This window comes from Flavobacteriales bacterium (assembly GCA_016712535.1).
Lineage (GTDB): Bacteria > Bacteroidota > Bacteroidia > Flavobacteriales_F > PHOS-HE28 > PHOS-HE28.
Genome location: JADJQW010000004.1, coordinates 593,199 through 614,559 on the forward strand (window position 1 = coordinate 593,199; position 21,361 = coordinate 614,559).

The following is a 21,361-nucleotide window of genomic DNA, read 5'->3' on the forward strand; positions in this document are numbered from 1 at the left end:
ATCCACGGATGCCGCCGATGAATGCAGAGTCGCTTGCGCGAGGAGGCCAGTTCAACGGCATTCCTCTGTGCCATCCGTGGACAACGCATACTGCACTTCCATGAGCACGCTCACAGGCAATCGATTCTTCTTCATCGGCATCGGCGGCATCGGCATGAGCGGCCTGGCGCGCTACTTCCGCCGGCGGGGCGCACACGTGGCGGGTTACGACCGGACGCCGAGCGAGCTCACGAACCAATTGCAGAGCGAAGGGGTCGAGGTGCAATTCAATGAACGGGCCGAGCTGATCCCCGACGCATACCGTGATGCGCCAAAGGGTGAAGTGATGGTGGTGCGCACGCCCGCCGTTCCGGTGAGCAGTCCGCTTTTGAAGTATTGGGAGGAAAAGGGCGCGCGCATCCTTAAGCGCGCCGAGGTGCTGGGCATGATCACGCGGGACAAGCCCACCATCGCGGTGGCAGGCACGCATGGCAAGACCACCGTGAGCACCATGCTCGCGCACCTGCTCACGGCAGGCAAGGTGCCCTGCAACGCCTTCCTTGGCGGCATCAGCAGCAACTACGGCACCAATGTGCTGCTGAACGACGATGCCGCCATCAACGTGGTGGAAGCCGATGAGTACGACCGCAGTTTCCTGCAGCTCTGCCCGGCCCAGAGCATCATCACCGCCATGGATCCCGATCACCTCGACATCTATGGCACGCCTGAAGCCATGTTCGAGGCCTACACCGCTTTCGCTGTTCAGTGCGAAGGCCCGCTGCTGGTGCATGAGCGCATCGCCAGGCACTTTGAGGACCGCACGCAGCTGGGCACCTATTCGCTGGACGGCCGCAATGAGCCCCGCGCCGAGAACATCACCATTGCGAACGGACGCTATCACTTCGATCTCATCGCCGAGGGCCGGGAGCTGCGCGGCCTCACCTTGGGAATGCCCGGGAAGCATAACGTCGAGAATGCCATCGCTGCGAGCACCGTGGCCCTGCGCCTGGGCGTGCCCCCGGAACTGCTGCGCCTCGGCCTGGCCTCGTTCCGCGGCGTGGCCCGCCGCTTCGAGACCCGGATCAGCGGTCCGCGCATCGCGCTGATCGACGATTACGCGCACCACCCCAAGGAGCTCGATGCCTGCATCGCCAGCGTGCGCGAATTGTACCCGGGACGCAAGGTCACAGGTGTTTTCCAGCCCCACCTCTTCACCCGCACCCGCGACCTGGCGCCGGAGTTCGCGCGGAGCCTTGCAGCGCTTGACGAACTGATCCTGCTCCCCATCTATCCGGCGCGCGAAGAGCCGATCGCCGGGATCAGCTCGGAATGGCTCCTCGAACAAGTGCCTATGGATAAGAAGTCGTGCGTGGCCGGCACCGCGCTCGTGGAAGCTCTTGCTTCGCGAACGGTCGATGTCGTGGTCACCATGGGGGCCGGGGACATCGACCGTTTGGTGCCCGCGATCGAACGACTGCTGAACGAACGCCATCCGCAATGAGCCGCCTCCGCCGCCTCCTCCGTCCGCTCGGCATCGCGCTGGGTGCCTTGGGCGCGCTGATCACGCTCGGCTTCGTGGAGCACAGCACCGCCTCTGCGCCCATCGCCGATGTGAAGGTGCGTGTGCTGGGCGGCGAGGGCCTGCACTTCATCGATGAGCCTGCCGTGCGACGAGCCATCGTTGATCAAGGCGCGGTGATCGGCACGGCCAGCGGCCAGGTTGACCTTGCCGGGCTTGAGCAACGCCTGCGCGCTATCCCCTGTGTGGCCGGAGCCGAGGCCTACCACGACCTCAACGGCGCGCTCCACGTCACCGTGCGGCAGCGCGAACCCGTGATCCGCGTGATCAATGCCGATGGCAGCAGCTTCTACATCGATGCCGACGGATACACCATGCCGGTGGAGGAGCGCTTCACTGCCCGCGTACCTGTGGCCATGGGCTGGCTCCATGAGCCTGGTGCCGTGGATGGCGTGATCAACGTGCATGGCCACGACACCCTCACGGCCCAATACCGCTCGGACGAGCTCCACCGCCTCGCCCTCTTCCTTCACCACGATGAATTGTGGAGCGCGCTGATCGATCAGGTGGTGGTAGCCGCCGATGGCCAGTTCGAGCTCGTGCCGACCGTGGGAGCGCAACGGATCCTGATCGGCGATGGCAGCGCCCTTGAGCAGCGCTTCGCCAAACTGCGCCTCTTCTACCAGCACGGCATGCCGAAGGCCGACTGGCGCCGCTACAACCGCATCGACCTGCGCTTCAGCGACCAGATCGTCTGCACCAAACGAACCAATCCCTACGAACAGTGAGCAGCTCCACGGACAACCACCAGGACATCGTCGCCGGCCTCGACATCGGCACCACCAAGATCGCGTGCATCGTTGGGCGCCGGAACGCCCAGGGCAAGATCGAAGTGCTCGGCATGGGCAAGGCTCGCAGCGAGGGTGTTACCCGCGGCGTGGTGGCCAACATCCCCCGGACCGTCGATAGCATCAAGGCCGCCATGAACGATGCCGCCGACATGGCCGGCGTGATCATCGAGACCGTTCACGTGGGCATCGCGGGCCAGCACATCCGCAGCATGCAGCATCGCGGCATGAAGATGCGCCAGAGCATCGAGGAGGAGATCTCGCAGAAGGACATCGATCAGCTGATCGAAGAGAGCCACCGCCTGGTGATGCCTCCCGGGGAGGAGATCATCCACGTGATCCCGCAGGAGTTCATCGTGGACAACGAGCAGGGCATCCCCGACCCGATCGGCATGAGCGGCATCCGGCTCGAAGCCAATTTCCACATCATCAGCGGGCAGGTCACCGCGGCGCGCAACATCAACAAGTGCGTGCATCGCGCGGGCCTCAACGTAACGGGCCTCATCCTAGAGCCTTTGGCCAGTGCCGAAGCGGTTCTCAGCCAGCAGGAGAAGGAGGCCGGCGTGGTGCTCGTGGACATCGGCGGCGGCACCACCGACATCGCCATCTTCCTGGATAACATCATCCGCCACACCGCAGTGATCCCCTTCGGCGGCAACGTGGTCACCGAGGATATCCGCCAGGGCTGCGGCATCATGCGCGATCAGGCCGAGTTGCTGAAGACCAAGTTCGGCAGCGCCCTCGGCACCGAGAACAAGGAGAATGAGGTGGTCTGCATCCCCGGCCTGCGCGGCCGCGAGCCCAAGGAGATCAGCCTGCGCATGCTGGCCGAGGTGATCCAGGCGCGCATGGAGGAGATCATCGAGCACATCCATTTCGAGATCCGGAACAGCGGCCTCGAGAAGCAGCTCATCGCTGGCATCGTGCTCACCGGCGGCGGCGCCCAGCTCAAGCACCTGAAGCACCTGGTTGAGCTGCTCACCGGCATGGACGCGCGCATCGGCTACCCGAACGAGCACTTGGGCCAGAGCAAGATCGAAGCCGTCACCAGCCCGCTCTTCGCCACGGGAGTCGGGCTCGTGATGAAGGGCTTCGAGCATCTGGACAACGTGCGCGCCCGCATCCCTGCCGAAGCGGCGCCGCGCAAGAGCAAGGTGAACACCGGCTCCGGCATCGGGAGCATCTTCGACAAGTTCATCGCCAAGACCTCGGACCTCCTGAGCACGGACGACGACATCTGATCCCTACCTGATCCCAAGCGCCGCCCCACGGCCCTCAACCACCCTCAAGCACCAACGCCATGAAATTCGAACTTCCCAAGGAGCTCAGCTCGATCATCAAGGTGATCGGCGTGGGCGGCGGCGGCAGCAACGCCGTGAACCACATGTTCGCCCAAGGCATCAACGGCGTGGACTTCATCGTGTGCAACACCGATCGCCAGGCGCTCGACCTGAGCCCCGTGCCCGTGAAGATCCAGCTCGGTCCCAGCCTTACCGAAGGCCTCGGTGCCGGCAGCCTTCCCGAGAAAGGCAAGGACGCCGCGCAGGAGAACCTCGATGAGATCCGCCAGGTGCTGAGCAACCGCACCAAGATGCTCTTCATCACCGCCGGCATGGGCGGCGGCACCGGCACCGGCGCAGGCCCGGTCGTAGCCGGCATCGCCCGCGAGCTGGGCGTCCTCACCGTCGGCATCGTCACCATGCCCTTCCAGTGGGAGGGCCCCAAGCGCAAGAAGCAGGCGCTGGCCGGCATGGAGGAGCTGCGCAACGTGGTCGATACGCTGCTGGTGATCAACAACGACCGCCTTCGGGAGCAGTACGGCAACCTCAGCCTCGACAACGCCTTCGCGCATGCCGACGATGTGCTGGCCACGGCCGCGCGCGGGATCGTGGACATCATCACCAAGACCGGCAAGGTGAATGTTGATTTCGAGGACGTGAAGACGGTGATGACGCGCAGCGGAGTGGCCATCATGGGCATGGCCGAGGTGGAAGGGGAGGACCGCGCATTGCGCGCTGCCCAGGAAGCGCTCGATTCGCCGCTGCTCAACGACAACGATATCCGGGGCGCCAAGTTCGTGCTGTTCAACGTGGAGCACGGCGTCAACGAGATCAGCCTCGACGAGATCGAGGAGATCACGCGGCACATCCAGTCGGCCGCTGGCGAGGATGCCGATGTGATCTTCGGGTACGGCCGTGATGAATCTCTCGGATCGAAGCTGCGCCTCACGGTGATCGCGACCGGTTTCGATGCCAGGCCCGATACCGGCGGAGGGCGCACGACCCTCTCGCAGCGCACGGTGATACCGCTCGATGCGGACGTGCCCACCATGATCACGCAGCCCATCGCCAATCCGGTCACGGGAGCCGCTGCGCCCGCGGCTCCAGCGCCGCCGCCCGCTGCGGATGAGCCCTACATCGTGGTGAAGGAGCAAGCGGCACCCGTCGCTGAAGCTAAGCCTCCGGCCGATGGCATGCCGCCCAAGGCCGAGCCCATCACGCAGCGCACCATCGAATTCGAGGTGGAGCCCCTTGCCCCGCGCATCCTGACGCCCGAGCCGCCCGCTGAGAAGCTGGTGCATGGCCTTTACGATGAATCCGAGGAAGGTGTCACCGCCCTGCCTCCTGCTGTGCCGCCGGTGACAGCCGCACAGCGCAGCGCAACACAGCCCCATGAGGCGGAGATCCATGATGCACGGCCTGCAGCAGCGGATCAAGCCGTGCGTTCCGAGGAGCGCTTGAACCAGATGCGCGAGGTGCACCTGCGCATGCGCTCGCCGAATGGCGTGGCCGACATGGAACGTGAGCCCGCCTACATCCGTCGCCGCATGCAGCTGCACGAAGGTCCCAAGAGCACCGACAGCAGCATCAGCCGCTTCTCCCTCAACGAGACCGTGGATGAGGGCGGTGAGCGCCGCATCACGCTCAGCAAGAACAACCCGCACCTCCACGATCGGGTCGACTGATTAGTGGCAATCATAACGCAGCGCCCGGCGGATCACCTTCGCCGGGCGCGCTGCTTTCCGCCATCTTCGCCCCATGAACCTGCAAGAGCGAATAGACGCTGACATCAAGGCCGCGATGCTGGCCCGCGACAAGGACAAGCTGAACGCCCTCCGGGCCATCAAGAGCGCGATCCTGCTCGAACTCACCAAGGAAGGCGGTGGCGGCGGCCTGGAGGAAGCGGCTGGCATGAAGATCCTGCAGAAGCTGCATAAGCAGCGTGCAGAGGCCGCAGCGATCTATCACCAGCAAGGCCGTGCCGATCTCGCCGGCGAGGAGGAGGCCCAAGCCAAAGTGATCGAGGCCTATCTGCCCCAGCGCATGAGCGAGGCGGAGGTGGAGGCCGCAGTTCGCGCCATCATCGCATCAACAGGCGCAGCTGGCATGAAGGACATGGGCCGCGTGATGGGTGAGGCCAATGAGCAGCTGGCCGGCAAGGCCGATGGCAGTGCGGTGGCGGCATTGGTGAAGAGACTGCTGGGGGCGCTGTAGACTGGATCACTTTGGAACGGAGAAGCCCGCTGCTTCAAGCAGCGGGCTTCTCCGTTCATGGGGGTGGGGGCTATCGCTCGCTCACCCGCAGCGCTGCGCCTTTGGTGGGTGCGCGGTCAAGGAACAGCGGCGCGGTGGCGAAGGGCGCATCGCTGCCGTAGCCTTTGGCATTGAGCCGCTCCAGCGCGATGCCGCGATCGTTCAAGGCCTTGACGATGCTCTCGGCGCGGGTGCGTGCGCTCTTCTCGATCGTGGCGGGCTCGGCATTCGCGACGTCGGTTGCCGTGGCGCCGATCTCGAGCTTCAGCGTGGGGTAGGCGCGCATGATCTCCGCCAGGTTATCAAGCTGTGCGGCGCTTTGTTCCATGTTCACGCCGCCCTGGTCGTAATAAGCCACTTCATTCAGGCCGATCCAGGTGCGCTTGTCCGCAGGGATGGCGCGCATGATGAAGGTCATCAGGTCGTTCTCCATGCCGATGGACGCGCCGCTGATCTGCTTTCCGGTGACCAGCGTATGCGTGAACTCAGTGCTGCGCGTCGCCAAGGCCACCGTCGTGTTCACCTGGGCGGCGTCCTCGGCGCTCAGGTCGTTCACAGGCGCATTCGTGCCCGGAGCAACGGATGCGTGCGCATCCGCATGCTGCGCATCACCGTTGGCCGCGTGGCCGCTTTCGTTGATGTGCGGCGCGATGATGAGCGCCACGATGCTCGTGAGCTTGATCAGGATGTTCATCGAGGGACCAGAGGTGTCCTTGAACGGGTCGCCAACGGTATCGCCCGTCACAGCTGCTTGGTGGGGCGGCGAAGGCTTGTCGGCCTTGTGCTTGTAGTACATGGTGCCGTCGATGTCCACGCCTTTCTCGAAGCTCTTCTTGGCGTTGTCCCATGCACCGCCGGCGTTGTTCTGGAACATGCCCATGAGCACGCCGCTCACCGTGATGCCCGCGAGAAGGCCGCCCAGCGCTTCAGGCCCGGCAAGGAAGCCGACGAGGATCGGCGAGATCAGTGCGAGGGCGCCGGGCGCGATCATCTCGCGGATGCTGGCCTGCGTGCTGATGGCCACGCACTTCTCGTACTCGGGCTTGCCCTTGCCTTCCATGATGCCCGGGATCTCGCGGAATTGCCGGCGCACCTCTTTCACCATGTCCATGGCGGCCTTGCCCACGGCACTGATGGCGAGGCTGCTGAAGAAGAAGGGGATCATGCCGCCCACGAAGAGCATGGCGAGCACGTCGGCCTTGTAGATGTCGATGCCGCTTATGCCCGACATGCCCACATAGGCCGCGAAGAGCGCCAGCGCGGTGAGCGCCGCCGAAGCGATGGCGAAGCCCTTGCCGGTGGCGGCAGTGGTGTTGCCGACCGCATCGAGGTTGTCGGTGCGCTCACGCACTTCCTTCGGCAGTCCGCTCATCTCGGCGATGCCGCCAGCGTTGTCGGCGATGGGGCCGAAGGCATCGATAGCGAGCTGCATGGCCGTGGTGGCCATCATGCCTGCCGCAGCGATCGCCACGCCGTACATGCCTGCGAGCTCGAATGAGCCCCAGATGCCAGCAGCGAGTATCAGGATCGGGAGCACGGTGCTCTCCATGCCCATGGCCAGGCCTCCGATCACGTTGGTGCCGTGGCCCGTGCCGCTCTTCTTCACGATGCTCAGCACCGGGCGACGGCCCATGCTGGTGTAGTACTCGGTGACCATGCTCATGAGCGTGCCGACCACAAGGCCGAGGATGATGGCCCAGAACACATTCATGCTGGTGATCTCCGTGGACACGCCGCCACGGACGAACTGCATGGTCTCGGGGAGCATCCACTGCACCAAGGGATAGCTGCTGATCGCCACCAGGGCCATGGCGCCCCAGTTGCCCTTGTTCAAGGCGGACATCACGCTGTCGCTGTCCTTATTGATGCGCACGAAGAAGGTGCCGATGATGCTGAAAATGACGCCGAGGCCAGCGATCACCATGGGGAGGAGGATGGGGGAGAGGCCGTTGAAGGCATCGCCGGTAGCCACGACTTCGCGGCCCAGTACCATGGTGGCGAGCATGGTGGCCACATAACTGCCGAAGAGGTCGGCGCCCATGCCGGCCACATCGCCCACGTTGTCGCCCACGTTGTCGGCGATGGTGGCGGGGTTGCGCGCGTCATCCTCAGGGATGCCCGCTTCCACCTTGCCCACGAGATCAGCGCCCACATCGGCGGCCTTGGTGTAGATGCCGCCGCCCACGCGTGCGAAGAGCGCGATGCTCTCAGCGCCGAGCGAGAAGCCTGCCAGCACTTCGAGGCACTGCATCATCGCATCGTTCCATTCTGGTGAGCCTGCGGCGATGTCACCCACGTACATCCGAAGGAACACGATGAAGAGTGAGCCAAGACCAACCACAGCGAGGCCGGCTACGCCGAGGCCCATCACGGTGCCACCGTTGAAGCTGACCTTGAGCGCCTGCGCCAAACTGGTGCGCGCGGCTTGCGTGGTGCGCACATTCGCCTTGGTCGCGATGCTCATGCCGATCCAGCCCGCGAAGGCGCTGAAGAAGGCGCCGATGAGGAAGGCGATGGCGATCACCCAATCGGTGTGCTTGGCAACGGCCTCGAGTTCTGCGCTCCAAGCGAGCAGCACGGCTGCGATAGCGGCGAACACGCCCAGCACCTTCCATTCGGCTTTCAGGAAGGCGCTTGCACCACGGGCGATGTAGCCCGCGAGCTCCTGCATGTTGGCATCACCGGCGTCCTGTTTGCGCACCCACATTGCCTTGGCGATCATCACCACCAGGCCCAATGCGCCCATCACCGGCACGTAGTACATCAGTTCACTTCCCATGGTCTCTGCAGTTGTCGTGTATGTCGTTGTCGTTCAGCGCCTTCGGGGCAATTCCCGGAATGGCGGGCGCGAATGTAGCCAACTGATGGTTTCAGCGTCAGCGCCAAGCTCCAACAGGCCACAGTGCGCACCTTGGATCCCCTCAGTTCAATCCGCTGCCTCCATCATGGCCGGGCGTTGCGTGAGCTCGTGGTAGCAGATCACGTCCTCGGCGAAGCAATGGATCACCATGCTCTTGCGGCTGGCATCAGGGCTGCTCATCTTCTTGCCGCCGTGCAGCAGGTTGGCGTGCCAGAGCAGCACATCGCCGGGCTGGGCATGGAATTCCTGCGCCGGGAAGCCGCCTTTCCGGATCTCCTCGTCGATGGCCGCCTCGTAGCGCGCGTAAGCATCATCGCCGATCACGAAGCGATTGCCGCCGTGGTCGTAGTTGTTGTTGAGCAGGTAAGGGAGCCGATGGCTCCCTGGGTGGTAAACGAGGCAGCCGTTGTCCGCGGTGATGGGCTCCAGGGCGATCCACGCAGCGATCATGTAGCCGAGCGGATAGGTGGTCATGTGGATGCTGTCGCTGTGGGCGTGCTGCTCGCTGCCGGTGAGGAAGTTGATGCTCTGGAACACGCGCACTTTGCGGCCAAGCAGGAAGTCCATCGCATCGAGGATACGGCGGTCATGCGTGAAGCGGCGGAGCAGCTCACTATGCCTGTAGGCGAACATGATCTTCCTTCCGGTGAAGTTGAAGTCAACCACCTTGTCGCGGATCAAGCGGTCCACCTCGGTATTCATCGCTGCAACTTCATCCAGCGTGAAAAGGCTGCGCAGAACGATGTAGCCGTCGGTGGGCCAGCGCAGCATCGCTTCTCGCGTCGATGCATCGAAGCGCTGCCATCCTACTGAGGCCTTCAGCTTCTCCAACGCATCCGGTCCATCGAGCCAGGGCTTCTCGACGGCTCCTCGCGGCAAGAGGCTGCTGTTGATCGGCAGGAGCACGTTTCGCTTCACGCCGTACTTGTGGTACATGCTCTGCGTGTGCTTCAGCTTCTTCCGATTGAAGAGGTTCAGCAGCACATAGCTCGCCTTCAGCTTGCGGAAGAATCCATAGTAGCGGTCCAGCAGTTTGCGCACGGCGGGCAAGTTAGCCGCACGTCCCTTCCGCGACGAGCACGGAGGACTACTCCAGCACGACTGGCATGTCCTTCGGGTGCTTCACCTCGTAGCTGAAGCCGAGCTTCTTCGTGGCCTTGGGTTCGATACGCTGGTTCCAGGTGAGCAGGCCCTTCTGCTCATCGGCAGCGGCGCCGCCCTTATCGATCAGCTTCACCTCGATCTCGCTCTGCGGGCTCAGCGGGTACTGGTCGCGCACTTCCAGATCCACCGCCGTGCCTTTGGTGTTGCGCACGGTGAGGTCCCAGCCGATGGTCACCGTGCGCTTTCCGCCTACGATGGCCTTCTCGTTGGTGGTCTTGCGCTTCACGCGTTCAACAACGACTCCTTTGTCGCGGCCAAGGCTGATGTCGAGCGTGTCCTTCGGCTGATCCAGTTGCAGGTAGCTCTGTCCTACGAAGGTGCCCTCGAAGAACACATTCGCTTCGCCGGGCAGCAGGTTCAGGTCTTCCCAGCCCGTGGTGCGCGCATAGAGGAAGGCATCCTTGTCGAGCTTGGGCGTTGCGTAGTGCTTGAAATTGGCCGGAATGCTGTGGCTCTTCACGCCCACGGTATGCGCCACACCATCGGCGGGGATGGTGAAGGGCGTCTCAATGACGAACTCGACAGTGGTAGTGCGGAAGGCAACGGAGTTGGATACGATGCTGGAGGCGACCTCTTCCTCTTTCATCCGCAGATCGCCATCCATCGCGCTTGGCGCGGCCATCGGTGCGTCGCCTCGCACGCGCGATCCCCGGCTGCTGATGGAGATGCTTTCCAGCATCCGTGGCTGGTAGGTGTAAAGCGTCCAAGGGTACAGTGTGGGCATCACGCCGCCTAGGGTGGGATTGCCGCTGCTCAGGCTCAGGTCCACCTTGCTCCAGTCCTCACCCGTGTTGTTCGTCACCTGCGCCTTCATGAGCAGCTCGATCGGTTGTCCCACGCCTTTGGCGCGCAGGTCGTACGCCGGAAGCCAGCCGGCATTACCCACGAAGTAGGTGATGGTGAAGGTGGCGCTCACCTCCACGGTGCTGCTGATCTCCACCACCACTTCGCTGGTGGGGCGCGGAGCCTGTGCTTGCAGGCTGGCCAACTGCTGCCGGAGCTTCTCCGCTTCAATGTGGATGGCCTGTTTCTTCTCCTCTTGCGTGAGCCAGCCCACCTTCATGGCTTTCATCCGCTCGCGCACATAGTCGTTCACCGCCATCAATTGCGCGGCGGTGAGCCCGTTCTGCTGACCGCCAATCGCACTGTTCTTGAGCAGCAACTGCTCTTCGTTCACCCACACTTGCTGCACGCCGTTCTCGATGTTCCAGTCGTGCTCCAGCTTCTTGATGCGCTCCTTCAGGTCCTCGATCTCCTTCTTCTTCGGGCTCTCGGTGAGGTAGTTGATCCGGTGGTTCACGCTGAGGATCTGGTAGCCGCCTTTGCCCGTGACCTGGATGCTCTGGGGGTCGATCCCCTCGGCGAGGCCGGTGAATACGAGCAAGCTGGTCCCAGCCGCCACGGTGGTGCTTGCGCTGCGCGAAACCTGCGCTCCACTAAGGAAAGCTTTGACCTCGCTCACCTTGCTGTTGATGGGTTTCTCACCGTCCGCGGCGGTGACTGCACAGGGAAGGAGTACGGATGCGAGCAGGAAGGAGGAGAAGCGCATGTGCGGGTCTATTGGTGGACGAAGGTATCCGAGCTTGGGAACAGTGACCGGTACACGCCTTGGGGGCCGCGGTTCAGCCAGCGTGGAACGGAAGAGGGCCGCCTCTTGCGAGACGGCCCCCTCCATTCAGTGTCGTTCAACCTAGCGCTGGATCACCAGTCGCTCGTTGTGCAAAGCGGTTCCGGCGGTGATGCTCACCATGTACATGCCGTTGGCCAATTCGCCATTGAGGTCGAGCACGGTGTTCAGGAAACCGTCCTGCACCGCGATGGTGCGGGCAGCCACGCGCTTGCCATAGGCATCGTAGATGTCAACGGAAACGGTGTTCACGCCCTCCTCCACGTGCGGCATGGTCAGCGTGAGCTGGCTGCCGTCGTTCGGGTTCGGGAAGAGCTTCACGCTGCTGCTGTTCTCAGTGCCGGTGGGCTGCTGGGCCATGCCGAAGGCGCAGGTGGTGAACACGGTGCACACATCGCCCCACGGGGTGAGGTTCGTGTACATGTCCGTGCTGGTCCCCACGCACCAGGTGGCGCCGTTATCGAAGCTCAAGCGGGCCTCTACCTCATAGAGCTTGCAGGGTTGCAGCACCGTGGTTGCATTGGGCAGCGGAGTGGCCAGGATGCCGGTGTTGTTCAGGTAGGTCCAGGGGTTGCTGCTCACGCCGTTCTTCACGATCACCACGCCCTCGGACGGGATGCGGAAGCGGAACTGGTACTTGTTGGCTTGCTGGTTCGCGCAGGTGCCGGTCTTGCGCGAGCGCGGCTTGGCGTACACCAGGTTGGGCGCGCTGTTGCCCATGGGCTTGGTGACGCCGCATGAGAACTGCGTTCCGGCCTCATCCTGCAACTGGGTCTGCGGGCACTGGCCCAAGGCGTTGTTGATCATCACGCGGCAGGCAGGTCCCCACTCGCGCCAAACGCCGGGGCTGATCTGGGTGCGCACGCGCACGTTGTAGAGCTTTCCTTCCACCAAGGAGGGCAGGCTGAACATGTTCACCTGGTTGAGGCCCGCGGCATTGGCCGGCCAGCGCAGGCTCAGGGTGCCGTTCGGGTCGTAGAACCAGAACTGGAACACGTTGTTGGGCGAGCTGTTGGGGGTGAGGTCGGCGGTGAGCACATCGGAGCAGGTGCCGCTAACGCCGCGACGCAGGTCGAGGCGGTCGCAGCTGGCGCTGATCAGGCGGTCGTTGCCGACGGGGATGCCGAAGCCCTGTCCGCCGGAGATCTGGCTGGTGCAGCCATTGAGGAAGTTGTTGCGGTTGTCGATCACGCGGGTTCCGCCCACTTGCACGATGTATCCGCCGTTCACGATGCCGTTGCAGGCATCGTCCTCAACCACCACGTAGTACTGGCCGTTGGGCAGGCAGGTGGTGTAGGTGTAGTTGTTGCTGGGCGGCGGGAAGTCGTAGGCCGGATAACCGGGCGAGCTCTGCACCAGGATGTTGGTGACCTGCTGGCGGAGCGCCCAGCGGATGCCGCTGGAGCCATCGGCCTGGAAGGTCAAGGTCACCGTCTGCGTGCAAGGGGTGCCTGCGCAGCCGCAAGCCGGACTTGCACCGAGCACATCAAGGACCGTGTTCGGGTTGCTGTCATCGCAGGCCTGTCCGGGCGTGCCGTTGTTCACCGTGGGGCATACATCGCAGAAGTCGGGCACGGCGTCGCCGTCACCATCGGTGAAGTCGTTGCCGCCGGGGCAGATGTCGCAGGCGTCGCCGTTGGTGTCGCCATCGCTGTCGGTCTGAGCGGCGTTGGAAACGGTGGGGCAGTTGTCGCAGACATCACCCACGCCGTCGCTGTCACCATCCGCCTGGCTCGGGTTGGAGGTGCTCACGCAGTTGTCGCAGGCATCGCCGTAGCCATCGCCGTCACCGTCAACCGCGGTCACGTTCAGGATGTTGTTCCCGGTGGTGCCACCGTTGAAGTAGGTGCCCACCGAGATGTAGTAGGTGGTGCCTTGGGTGGCTGCCCAGGTCACGTAGCTCTGCAAGGTGAACTGGCAAGGACCTGCAGGTGCATCATCGTTGCAGGTGATCGGGACCAAGGTGCCGCAGGTGCCATCGTACACGGCGATCTCCGTGTCATAGCTCGATCCGCAGGTGGTAGCGGTCATGGTGCCGCAAACGCCGCTCACGGTCCACCAGATGTTGCTGTACGGGCCGTCGCAGGTGGTCACGGGACCATCCGTTGTCGCCGCTGAGTTGGAGATGCCGGGGCTCGTGTAAGGCACGTTCGGGATGCTGAGCGCAGCTGCGCAAGCATCGTTGGCCGGTGGTGGGCAGTTGATGCGCCAGGTGTGGCTTCAGGCTCCCGTGGTCTCGGCATCAAGCAGGATGTACACCGGAACGCCAGCCGTCCAGGCCAAGCTGCCGAAGGTCGATGGTGAAACCACGTCCAGGATGCAGTTCCAACCGGTGGCGCTGCAACCGGCCGAGACCGGCTTCCAGAAGTAATCGACATAACCGCCCGAGGCGGCGGTAACCGTGATGGAGTAGTTGCCGGTTACTGGAGGTGTGTAGGTAAAGAGGCGCTCCGCTCCAGGAGTGGGGAAGCCGCAGCTGCCTGGGCTCCAACCGAAGCCACCGCCACTGAAACCTGTGGCCTGCGTGGTGCCGCAAGCAGCGGCTGCAACCGGTACGGTGCAGGGGTCAACAACAGGCGCTGTGCACTGAACAAGGCGCTGGCGGCAGCTACCCAATGCACCGCAGGCAGAACTCGTGTGCGTCCAGAAACGGTAAGTGGTCGTGGTAAGAGGCGTGTAGTTCACCGGCCCCAGGCCCCATGCGAGGCCAACGGTACCAGCGCCATTGCTGATCGTGATATAGTCCGTTGCAATGCTGCTGGTAAAGGTGTAGGTGGTGCCAGCCGTCAGGTTCAGCGTGGTGTATTCACCATTATACCCGCAACCTAGCGCAACATCGTTCGCTAGGCCATTGCAGGTTGGCGTAATGGCACCCGCGGGGTACTCACCGTACGTGCTAGTAAGGCATGGGCCCACAGGCGGGGGCGGTCCGCAGCTCACGCAGCGCCAACGCACCGTGTTGCTGGCAGCTATCGCAACGCACGGGTATTGATAGACCAAGACACGCACCTGCCCCGTGAACGTAGCAGTCCAAAGAATCTTAGGCTGTGCTCCACATACGTCATCATTGTAGCAGATGTGCGCATTGGCCGTTGTCTTCAGGGACAGGGTCATGTCCGTGGCAGCGGCGGTAGCACCGTCACCAGGGCACAGCGACCACTCGTACTGCTGGCCACTGGTCACGTTGTAGGTGTTGAATTCACCACCATAGGTCCCAGCAACAGCATCCACGAAGGTGCTGGAAGTAGTGCTTTGGGCCGCGCCCCAAGACGTTCCGGGCCCGGCGCAGGATCCAGCAAAGCATACCCCGGCTTGGCCGAAGCTGGCCGAGGAAATCAGCAACGCGCCTGCCAAGGCCGCTGCTGTTTGCCACCAACGCGAGCGTCGTGGCGAGTTCGAGTTTCTACAATTCATGTTCATTGGTTTTTGGTTAGAGGAAAGGGAAATGAACGGCGGCTTCCGTAGCGCCAAGACGTTGGTAAGGCTGTTGCCTGGTGTGCAAGGCCCGCTGCGCAGTATGCAGGCTGGGCGCGAGAGGATAACGGCGTTGTGGGGGTTAGGTGGGGCTTGTGGGGCGGGTTAGGTTCACAAGTCCATTCTCTGGTGTTCGGGCAGTTCCTCAATTGGCTGGCCTTGCAAACCGAGCCGATCGCCCCCGGGATTCTTGCAGGAAACCCCTTAGGGGGAGCCAAACTAACAGGGAGGTTTTGCATTGTCAAGCCTTGGTGTTCGATAAGCAGGTTTATTTCGATCACGGGTCCGGCTCGGGCCCGTACGAACGGCTCATTCAACCGGAGCTCGAGGGTTCACCCGGATCATGGAATGCAAGCAGCCCCCGCCTGCCAAAAGCAAACGGGGGCTGTGCGTGCAGGGCCGGGTGCAAAGGCCTCTTTCAGTCCTTACTTCTGGATCACCAATCGATCCGTGTAGGTCTTCGCGCCTGCGGTGATGTTCACCATGTAGACGCCGTTGGCCAATTCGCCATTGAGGTCGAGCACGGTGTTCAGGAAACCGTCCTGTACCGCGATGGTGCGCGCGCTCACTCGCTTGCCGAAGGCATCGTAGATGTCCACGTTCACGGTCTGCACGCCTTCTGCCACGCTGCTCAGGCTGACGAAGAGCTGGTCGCCGCGATTCGGGTTGGGGTACAACGAGCGTCCTTCGCTAGGCTCGGACTGACCGGCTTCGCCTGAAGAGCTGCCCTCTTGCACCATGCCGAAGTTGCAGGTGGTGGTGAGCAGGCAGATGTCGCCGTAGGGATCGCTGGCGTGGCACCAAGTGGCGCCGTTGTCGAAGCTGGCGCGCACATCCACCTCGTAGGTCTTGCTGCACTGCAGGCCTGCGGTGTTCACCCAGTACTGCCCCGTGGCGCTGGTCTTCACGATCGTCACGAACTCAGCCGGGATCCGGAAGCGGAACTGGTAGCGGTTCGCGTTCACCCAGTTGCAGTTGTTGTTCATGCGGCGGACCGGCCGGGCGTGCACGTGCTCATTCGTGCCAATGGCGCGGCTCTGTCCGCAGCTCAGGTAGGGGCTGCTTGGCAGGTCCATGAGCTTGGCGCGTGGGCACTGGGCTTCGGTGCTATTCACCACCAGGCGGCAGGCAGGGCCCCAGTTGTTGTAGGTGCCGTTGATGCGGCCGCGCACCTTCACGTTGTAGAAACCGCCCTCGGCGAGCTGGTTGCCGGACCAGCCATTGAGCATGAAGTGCGCAGCTCGCGTGGCGCTGGCAGGCAGTCCATTGGCGGTGTTGTGGCTCTGGAAGCGCTTGAAGCTGTAGCCGCCATTGGGCGCATACCACCACATCTGGTAGCCGCTGTTGGCGTTGTTCACGCCGTATTCATCGCTCACGCCCTGGTTCCCATTGGCAACAACGTACTCGCCGCCGCACGGCGAGAGCTTCCAATCGCGCCTGTCGCAGCTGGTGAAGATCAGGCGGTCCGTGCCCACGGGCAGGCAGAAGCCTTCGTTGGCAGCGATCTGGCTGGTGCTTCCGCTGGTGAAGCCGCCTTCGCCGAAGGTGCCGTAGAGGTTATCGATCAGGCGCACGCTGCTGTTGATCTTCAGCAGGTAGCCGCCGTTCACGATGCCGTCGCCGCCAGCGTCAGTGACCACGAGGTAGAAGCAGCCGTCGGGCAGGCAGGTGGCCTCTGAGCCGTTGCCGATGATCTGCCCGCCACCAGTCTGCACCAGGATGTTCGTGCCTTGCTCGTAAAGGGCGAAGGTGAGCGCATCAATGCCATCGGCCTGGTACACGAAATCCAAGTCGGTGGTGCATGGCACGCCGGCACAACCGCAGGTGGGGCTGGCGCCGAGCACGTCGAGCACGGTCTGCGGGTTGCCGTCGTCGCAGGCGTCACCGGGATTGCCGTTGACCACCGTTGGGCACGTATCGCAGGCATCGCCCACGCCATCATTGTCGCCATCGGCCTGGTTCGCGTTGGCGGTGGTCAAGCAGTTGTCGCAAGCGTCGCCCACGCCATCGTTGTCGCCATCGAGCTGGTTCGCATTGGCGTTGGTCGCGCAGTTGTCGCAGGCATCGCCCACGCCGTCGCCGTCGCCATCGGTCTGGCTCGTATTGGCGGCGGTCACGCAGTTGTCGCAAGCGTCGCCCACGCCATCATTGTCGCCATCGAGCTGGTTCGCGTTGGCGGTGGTCGCGCAGTTATCGCAAGCGTCGCCCACGCCATCGTTGTCGCCATCGGCCTGGTTCGCGTTGGCGGTGGTCGCGCAGTTATCGCAGGCATCGCCCACGCCGTCGCTGTCGCCATCGGTCTGGCTCGTATTGGCGGTGGTCAAGCAGTTGTCGCAGGCATCGCCCACGTTGTCGCCGTCACCATCGAGCTGGTTCGCGTTCGCGGTGGTCGCGCAATTGTCGCAGGCATCGCCCACGCCATCGCCGTCACCATCGGCCTGACCCGGGTTCGGCGTTGCATCGCAGTTGTCGAGCAGGTCGCAAACGCCATCGCTATCGCTATCGAGCAGCGGCGTGCCCGCGCATGCGCAGCTCACGTTCCAAGTGTCGCCGGTGGTGCATGGGTTGCCATCGTTGCACGCCGTTCCGGGCATGGCAGGCCCGCCCAATGCGCCGAGGCAATCAATGGGGAGGAAGTTCAAGCGCACATGGCGGATCGCACCGACGTCAATTCCAGCGGCATCGCACGCTTTCAGGATCCAGGTTCCGTTCGGGTTCCCGCTGTTGAGTCCGGTCAGCGCTTGTTCAGGCGCATAGTTGCCGGTGACGTTGGCGGTAGTGGCAGGAATCGCTGTCAGCGCTGCGCCGCCTGCGATGAGCCGGAAGACGGCGGTAGGGCAGCTTCCATTGTTGCCGAAATTGTCGCCACTGCCTCCCTTGTTGGTCACCAATTGGATCTCTTGGCCGCCCGGGCTGATCAGGCTGATGCGCAGATCGCTGCGGAAGGTGTGCGTGAGGATCATCTCTACGCTGCTCAAGCCCACGTTGGTGCCCAGCGCATTCGGTTGGCCGCTGATCGCGATGCTGGCCAAGGTGAAGGTGCTGGTGCCGCAGCCATTGTCAACGATGGCTACGTTATTTCCGCAAGATCCATTGACGATGGCAGTGGGCGTGTTGGTGGTGGTGAACAGGATCGCGGAGCTGTTCGGGCTGAAGTTGCCGCCGCCGCAATCGCGTCGCACGAAGTAGCGGTACTGCGTGCTGGCTGCAAGGCCTGTGATCACCGCGGGCGAACCGGACGTGTTGATCACGGTGCCGTTCGGACCGGCCGTGGCTCCTGTGCCCGGCGTGGTGAAGGTGGCCGCAGGGCCCCACTCCACGATGAAGTTGCCCGGTGAAGCGCTGAAATTGGCGCCCGCTTGGTTGTTCGTGACGCCGCTGGCGGCTTGGGCGGTCGGTATCGGGCAGGTGAGCAGTTGCCATTCGAGCGTGTAGGTGCCTACGGCCGTGCCGACACCGTCCTGGATCCACCAGACGCGCTGCGTGCTGCCGGTGGTGTTGGTCCATTCCACCCAGCCGATCTCGCCATCATCGTCGTTGATGCAGGCGATCACCGTGGTGCCAGGGCAGGTTCCGCCGTAGCGCACGTAGTGCTGGGAGTTATAGTTGTTCACTTGCTGCCTGATGCGCAGCTGCTGGCCATTTGGAACATCGATGAAGTAGATGGCATCGGGTGCGGTATTGGCCGCAGCGGTGCCGCAAGCAAAGGTGAAATCATGGGTGCGGCCTGCCGTGGTTCCGGGCAATGGGCTGGTTTGGGTGCCCAGGTTCAATGCATTCACGCAGTTCTCTGCGCTCGGGCAGCCGCCGGAGTTGGTGTAGTTGCCGAAGTTCCGGTCGCACGCGCCATTATTCTCGTGGAGCAAGCGCACATTCACCACATCACCGATGGCGAATGGGCCGATGGTCTCCACGTCGGTCTCAACAAGGCCGGGCACATCGAAAGGTGAGCCGCCGTTCACGCTATAGCGCAAGGTGGTGGTAGGGACATCGCCGGTGTAGAGCACCTCCACATCCAAGCTGAAGTTGTAGGCCGCGCAATCCGTATTCACGGTGATGCCTGCATCGGGGTCCACGCAGGTCGGGGTGCATTCCACCTCGAACATCCAGCTGCTCTGCTGGCCGGAGGCGCAGCTGTTGCTGCCATCGGAGTCGATGACCAGCATCAGGGTGTCGTTGGTCGATGCGATGGAGAGCTGCGGTGCGCCGAGGTTGGCGAATGAGCCGCTCAGCAAGGACGGGCTGTTGTCCTCATCCGTGCCGGCGTAGGTGCGGATGAGATCGTTCGGGTCCATCGTGCCTGAGATGAAGGTCAGAGACAAGGTCTGCAGCGGATCGCTGGCGATGAAGATGAACACGCGCGAGTCGTTGTTGCTGTAGCAATGCGAAAGGGTCGTCGTGTTCCCGCAGGTGATGGTGATGGGGCAGTTCGAGTAGAGCGTGGCCTGCACGCTGCCGCAATCGTTGAGGTTGTGCGTGAGGGTGCAGCTCACCTCGGCCGTGCTGGCGAATGGCCCGATGGTGGTGATGCCCAGCGGTAGGCTATTCAGCGTGAAGGGGGATCCATCCACGGTGTATGCAAGATTGGCGGTGGTGCCGGTACCGTAGCTGGTCACGTTCACCTGCACGCTGAATTGGTTCGCGCCGCAGTCGTCAACCGACGTGAAGGACGCAACGGGTGGCGTGCAGAGATTCACCCGGGCGAAGCGCACCGCCCCCGCATCGGCGCCCACTGCATCGCAGGCGCGCAGCGTCCATGCGCCATTCGGGTTGCTGCCATTGTGGAAGAGGTTCAATGACTGGCTGGGCTGCCAAGTGCCCACATTGGTGCTTGCGCCGACAACGCCGCTGAGTGCTGCGCCGCCTTGCTGAAAGGTGAAAAGGCCGCCGGGACAGGCCGCTGCATTGCCGAATTGGGTGCCACTACCGCCATGCGCCGCATTGATCAGGGCCACTTCGGTATTGTCTGGAGCGCGCAGGTAGAACCGCAGGTCGCTGCCCCAGGTGTGGCTGGCGATGAGATCAACGCTCCGCACGAACAGATCGGTACCGAGCGCGGTACCTGTGCTGCTCACGCAGAGCGGCACGCTCGTGTAATTGTTCACCCCGCAGCCATTGTCCGCAATGGGATAAACAGACGCGCCATGGCAGACGCCTGCTGCGTTGGTGTAGTTGAAGCTTCCAAGGTTCAAGCTGCAGGCGGCATTGCCGTTGTGGACCACGGTCACCGTGCGGGCCGTGCCGAATGGGATGGGGCCGATGCTGTAAGTGCCTGTGCCCACATTCGCATGCACGTTGGTGCCTGTCGGCGACTGGATGGTCACATTCGGTGCGTCACCTGCGCTGGTCACGTTCACGGAGATGGTGTATGCGTTAGTGCCGCAGTTCGCCACTACGCTGGCCGTGGCCGCAGGTGCTGTGCAGGAAATGGCCCAGGTGTAGGTCTGGCCGTTGGTGAACCCTTTGGCAGGGGCCGCGCTGGTGAATCGGCATGTGCTCGTATTCGCCGTGCCCGCAAGGCTCGTATTCCAGTTCTCAGCCCCGGTCCCAACCAACCGGTTGTTCACGTTGGTGGCGAACGTGTTGTTCGGGCCTCGAAGTCCGATTTGGGGCTGCTGCGAGGTGCCAGCGTCCTGGCTCGTGATGGCCGAGTAGCGCACCACGATAGCGCCGTTGGCATTGTTCAGTCGGATCTGGAAGCTGAAGCGCTCAGCCGAGTTGGCGCCTCCCAGGTAGCGCCGCACATTGCGCCATTGAACCACGAATTCGGAGCCTTGCGTGAAGTAGCGCACATCGGAATTCGCTGTGATTGCTCCGGGGGCGCTGCGGATGTCCTGGCCGAATCCCGCGATGGCCCCAGCGTAGGCGGCCGTGCTGCTGATAGGGGTGTAGTTGGTTCCTGTTGGCGCACTGCCGAAGGTGATATAGCCGTTGGCCGAGACAAAGCACTGCGTGTATGTTGTGCCGTTATAGCTGAACGCCGGCATCGTGATGGCCCCGGATACATTGTCATCGAACGTGCTGAAGAGCGCATTGCTCCAGAGAACCGTCCCGCTGCTGGTGTTGAGCGTGAAGGTGCCTGCGGATTGCGAGAAGTTGTAGCCGGTTGCAACCTGGGCGTTCGCGCTGAGCGAGCCGAGCCAGATTGTTGCCGCCAGAAGCGCCTTGGGTGCGATTGCCGAGTTCTTGGAAGCCGGCTTCAGGAAGTTGAAATGCGCCATGGGAGTAAGGCTTGGTTTAGGTCCAAGTCCGTCTTCCGGTCAGGCTGGTCCCAAGTGAGCTTGCAGTCTCGCTTGGACGATGATCCACGCCCGTTCGGCGGGAAAAATCGCTGATTGAGTGGGGCGAACCTAAGGC

The 21,361-nt window shown here is 63.1% G+C and carries 11 protein-coding genes; 5 read left to right on the forward strand and 6 right to left on the reverse strand.

Annotation, left to right across the window (positions count from 1 at the left end; all coding sequences use genetic code 11):
- Positions 1–100 precede the first annotated feature (100 nt).
- The 5 genes from IPK70_17065 to IPK70_17085 all read left to right on the forward strand — a co-directional run bounded on the left by IPK70_17065 (position 101) and on the right by IPK70_17085 (position 5,840).
- The gene (locus IPK70_17065; GenBank protein MBK8228875.1) at positions 101–1,480 is read left to right on the forward strand and encodes a UDP-N-acetylmuramate--L-alanine ligase; all 1,380 of its coding nucleotides are present in this window, start codon (positions 101–103) and stop codon (positions 1,478–1,480) included.
- Positions 1,477–2,286, forward strand: a complete 810-nt coding sequence (locus tag IPK70_17070) for a hypothetical protein (GenBank protein MBK8228876.1) — start codon at positions 1,477–1,479, stop codon at positions 2,284–2,286. Before IPK70_17065 ends, IPK70_17070 begins: the two co-directional genes overlap by 4 nt.
- Positions 2,283–3,587 (forward strand): cell division protein FtsA, encoded by a 1,305-nt coding sequence (ftsA, locus tag IPK70_17075; protein ID MBK8228877.1) that lies wholly within the window; start codon positions 2,283–2,285, stop codon positions 3,585–3,587. The genes IPK70_17070 and ftsA overlap by 4 nt, the downstream gene beginning before the upstream one ends.
- Positions 3,588–3,646: 59 nt before the next feature.
- A complete protein-coding gene (gene ftsZ, locus IPK70_17080) occupies positions 3,647–5,311 on the forward strand; it encodes a cell division protein FtsZ (protein ID MBK8228878.1) in 1,665 nt (554 codons plus the stop codon).
- A gap of 73 nt (positions 5,312–5,384) precedes the next feature.
- Positions 5,385–5,840 (forward strand): GatB/YqeY domain-containing protein, encoded by a 456-nt coding sequence (locus IPK70_17085; GenBank protein ID MBK8228879.1) that lies wholly within the window; start codon positions 5,385–5,387, stop codon positions 5,838–5,840.
- A gap of 70 nt (positions 5,841–5,910) precedes the next feature.
- Here the strand turns inward: IPK70_17085 and IPK70_17090 are convergent, their stop codons facing one another.
- The 6 genes from IPK70_17090 to IPK70_17115 all read right to left on the reverse strand — a co-directional run bounded on the left by IPK70_17090 (position 5,911) and on the right by IPK70_17115 (position 21,225).
- Positions 5,911–8,658: a sodium-translocating pyrophosphatase gene (locus IPK70_17090; protein ID MBK8228880.1), complete on the reverse strand. Its 2,748-nt coding sequence runs from the start codon at positions 8,656–8,658 to the stop codon at positions 5,911–5,913.
- Between the two features lie 147 nt (positions 8,659–8,805).
- Positions 8,806–9,780, reverse strand: coding sequence for a phytanoyl-CoA dioxygenase family protein (locus IPK70_17095; protein MBK8228881.1), 975 nt, complete (start codon positions 9,778–9,780; stop codon positions 8,806–8,808).
- Between the two features lie 46 nt (positions 9,781–9,826).
- Positions 9,827–11,452, reverse strand: coding sequence for a mucoidy inhibitor MuiA family protein (locus IPK70_17100; GenBank protein ID MBK8228882.1), 1,626 nt, complete (start codon positions 11,450–11,452; stop codon positions 9,827–9,829).
- A gap of 141 nt (positions 11,453–11,593) precedes the next feature.
- Positions 11,594–13,678, reverse strand: coding sequence for a T9SS type A sorting domain-containing protein (locus tag IPK70_17105; protein ID MBK8228883.1), 2,085 nt, complete (start codon positions 13,676–13,678; stop codon positions 11,594–11,596).
- Between the two features lie 72 nt (positions 13,679–13,750).
- Positions 13,751–14,761: a hypothetical protein gene (locus IPK70_17110; protein MBK8228884.1), complete on the reverse strand. Its 1,011-nt coding sequence runs from the start codon at positions 14,759–14,761 to the stop codon at positions 13,751–13,753.
- Positions 14,762–15,429: 668 nt separating this feature from the next.
- Positions 15,430–21,225 carry a thrombospondin type 3 repeat-containing protein gene (locus IPK70_17115; GenBank protein MBK8228885.1) on the reverse strand — a complete coding sequence of 1,932 codons (5,796 nt, stop codon included), beginning with the start codon at positions 21,223–21,225 and terminating at the stop codon, positions 15,430–15,432.
- Positions 21,226–21,361 lie beyond the last annotated feature (136 nt).

Coding starts and splice junctions, on each gene's coding strand:
- IPK70_17065 (MBK8228875.1), top strand. CDS start 101: ATGAGCACGCTCACAGGCAATCGATTCTTCTTCATCGGCATCGGCGGC.
- IPK70_17070 (MBK8228876.1), top strand. CDS start 1,477: ATGAGCCGCCTCCGCCGCCTCCTCCGTCCGCTCGGCATCGCGCTGGGT.
- ftsZ (MBK8228878.1), top strand. CDS start 3,647: ATGAAATTCGAACTTCCCAAGGAGCTCAGCTCGATCATCAAGGTGATC.
- IPK70_17085 (MBK8228879.1), top strand. CDS start 5,385: ATGAACCTGCAAGAGCGAATAGACGCTGACATCAAGGCCGCGATGCTG.
- IPK70_17090 (MBK8228880.1), bottom strand. CDS start 8,658: ATGGGAAGTGAACTGATGTACTACGTGCCGGTGATGGGCGCATTGGGC.
- IPK70_17100 (MBK8228882.1), bottom strand. CDS start 11,452: ATGCGCTTCTCCTCCTTCCTGCTCGCATCCGTACTCCTTCCCTGTGCA.
- IPK70_17115 (MBK8228885.1), bottom strand. CDS start 21,225: ATGGCGCATTTCAACTTCCTGAAGCCGGCTTCCAAGAACTCGGCAATC.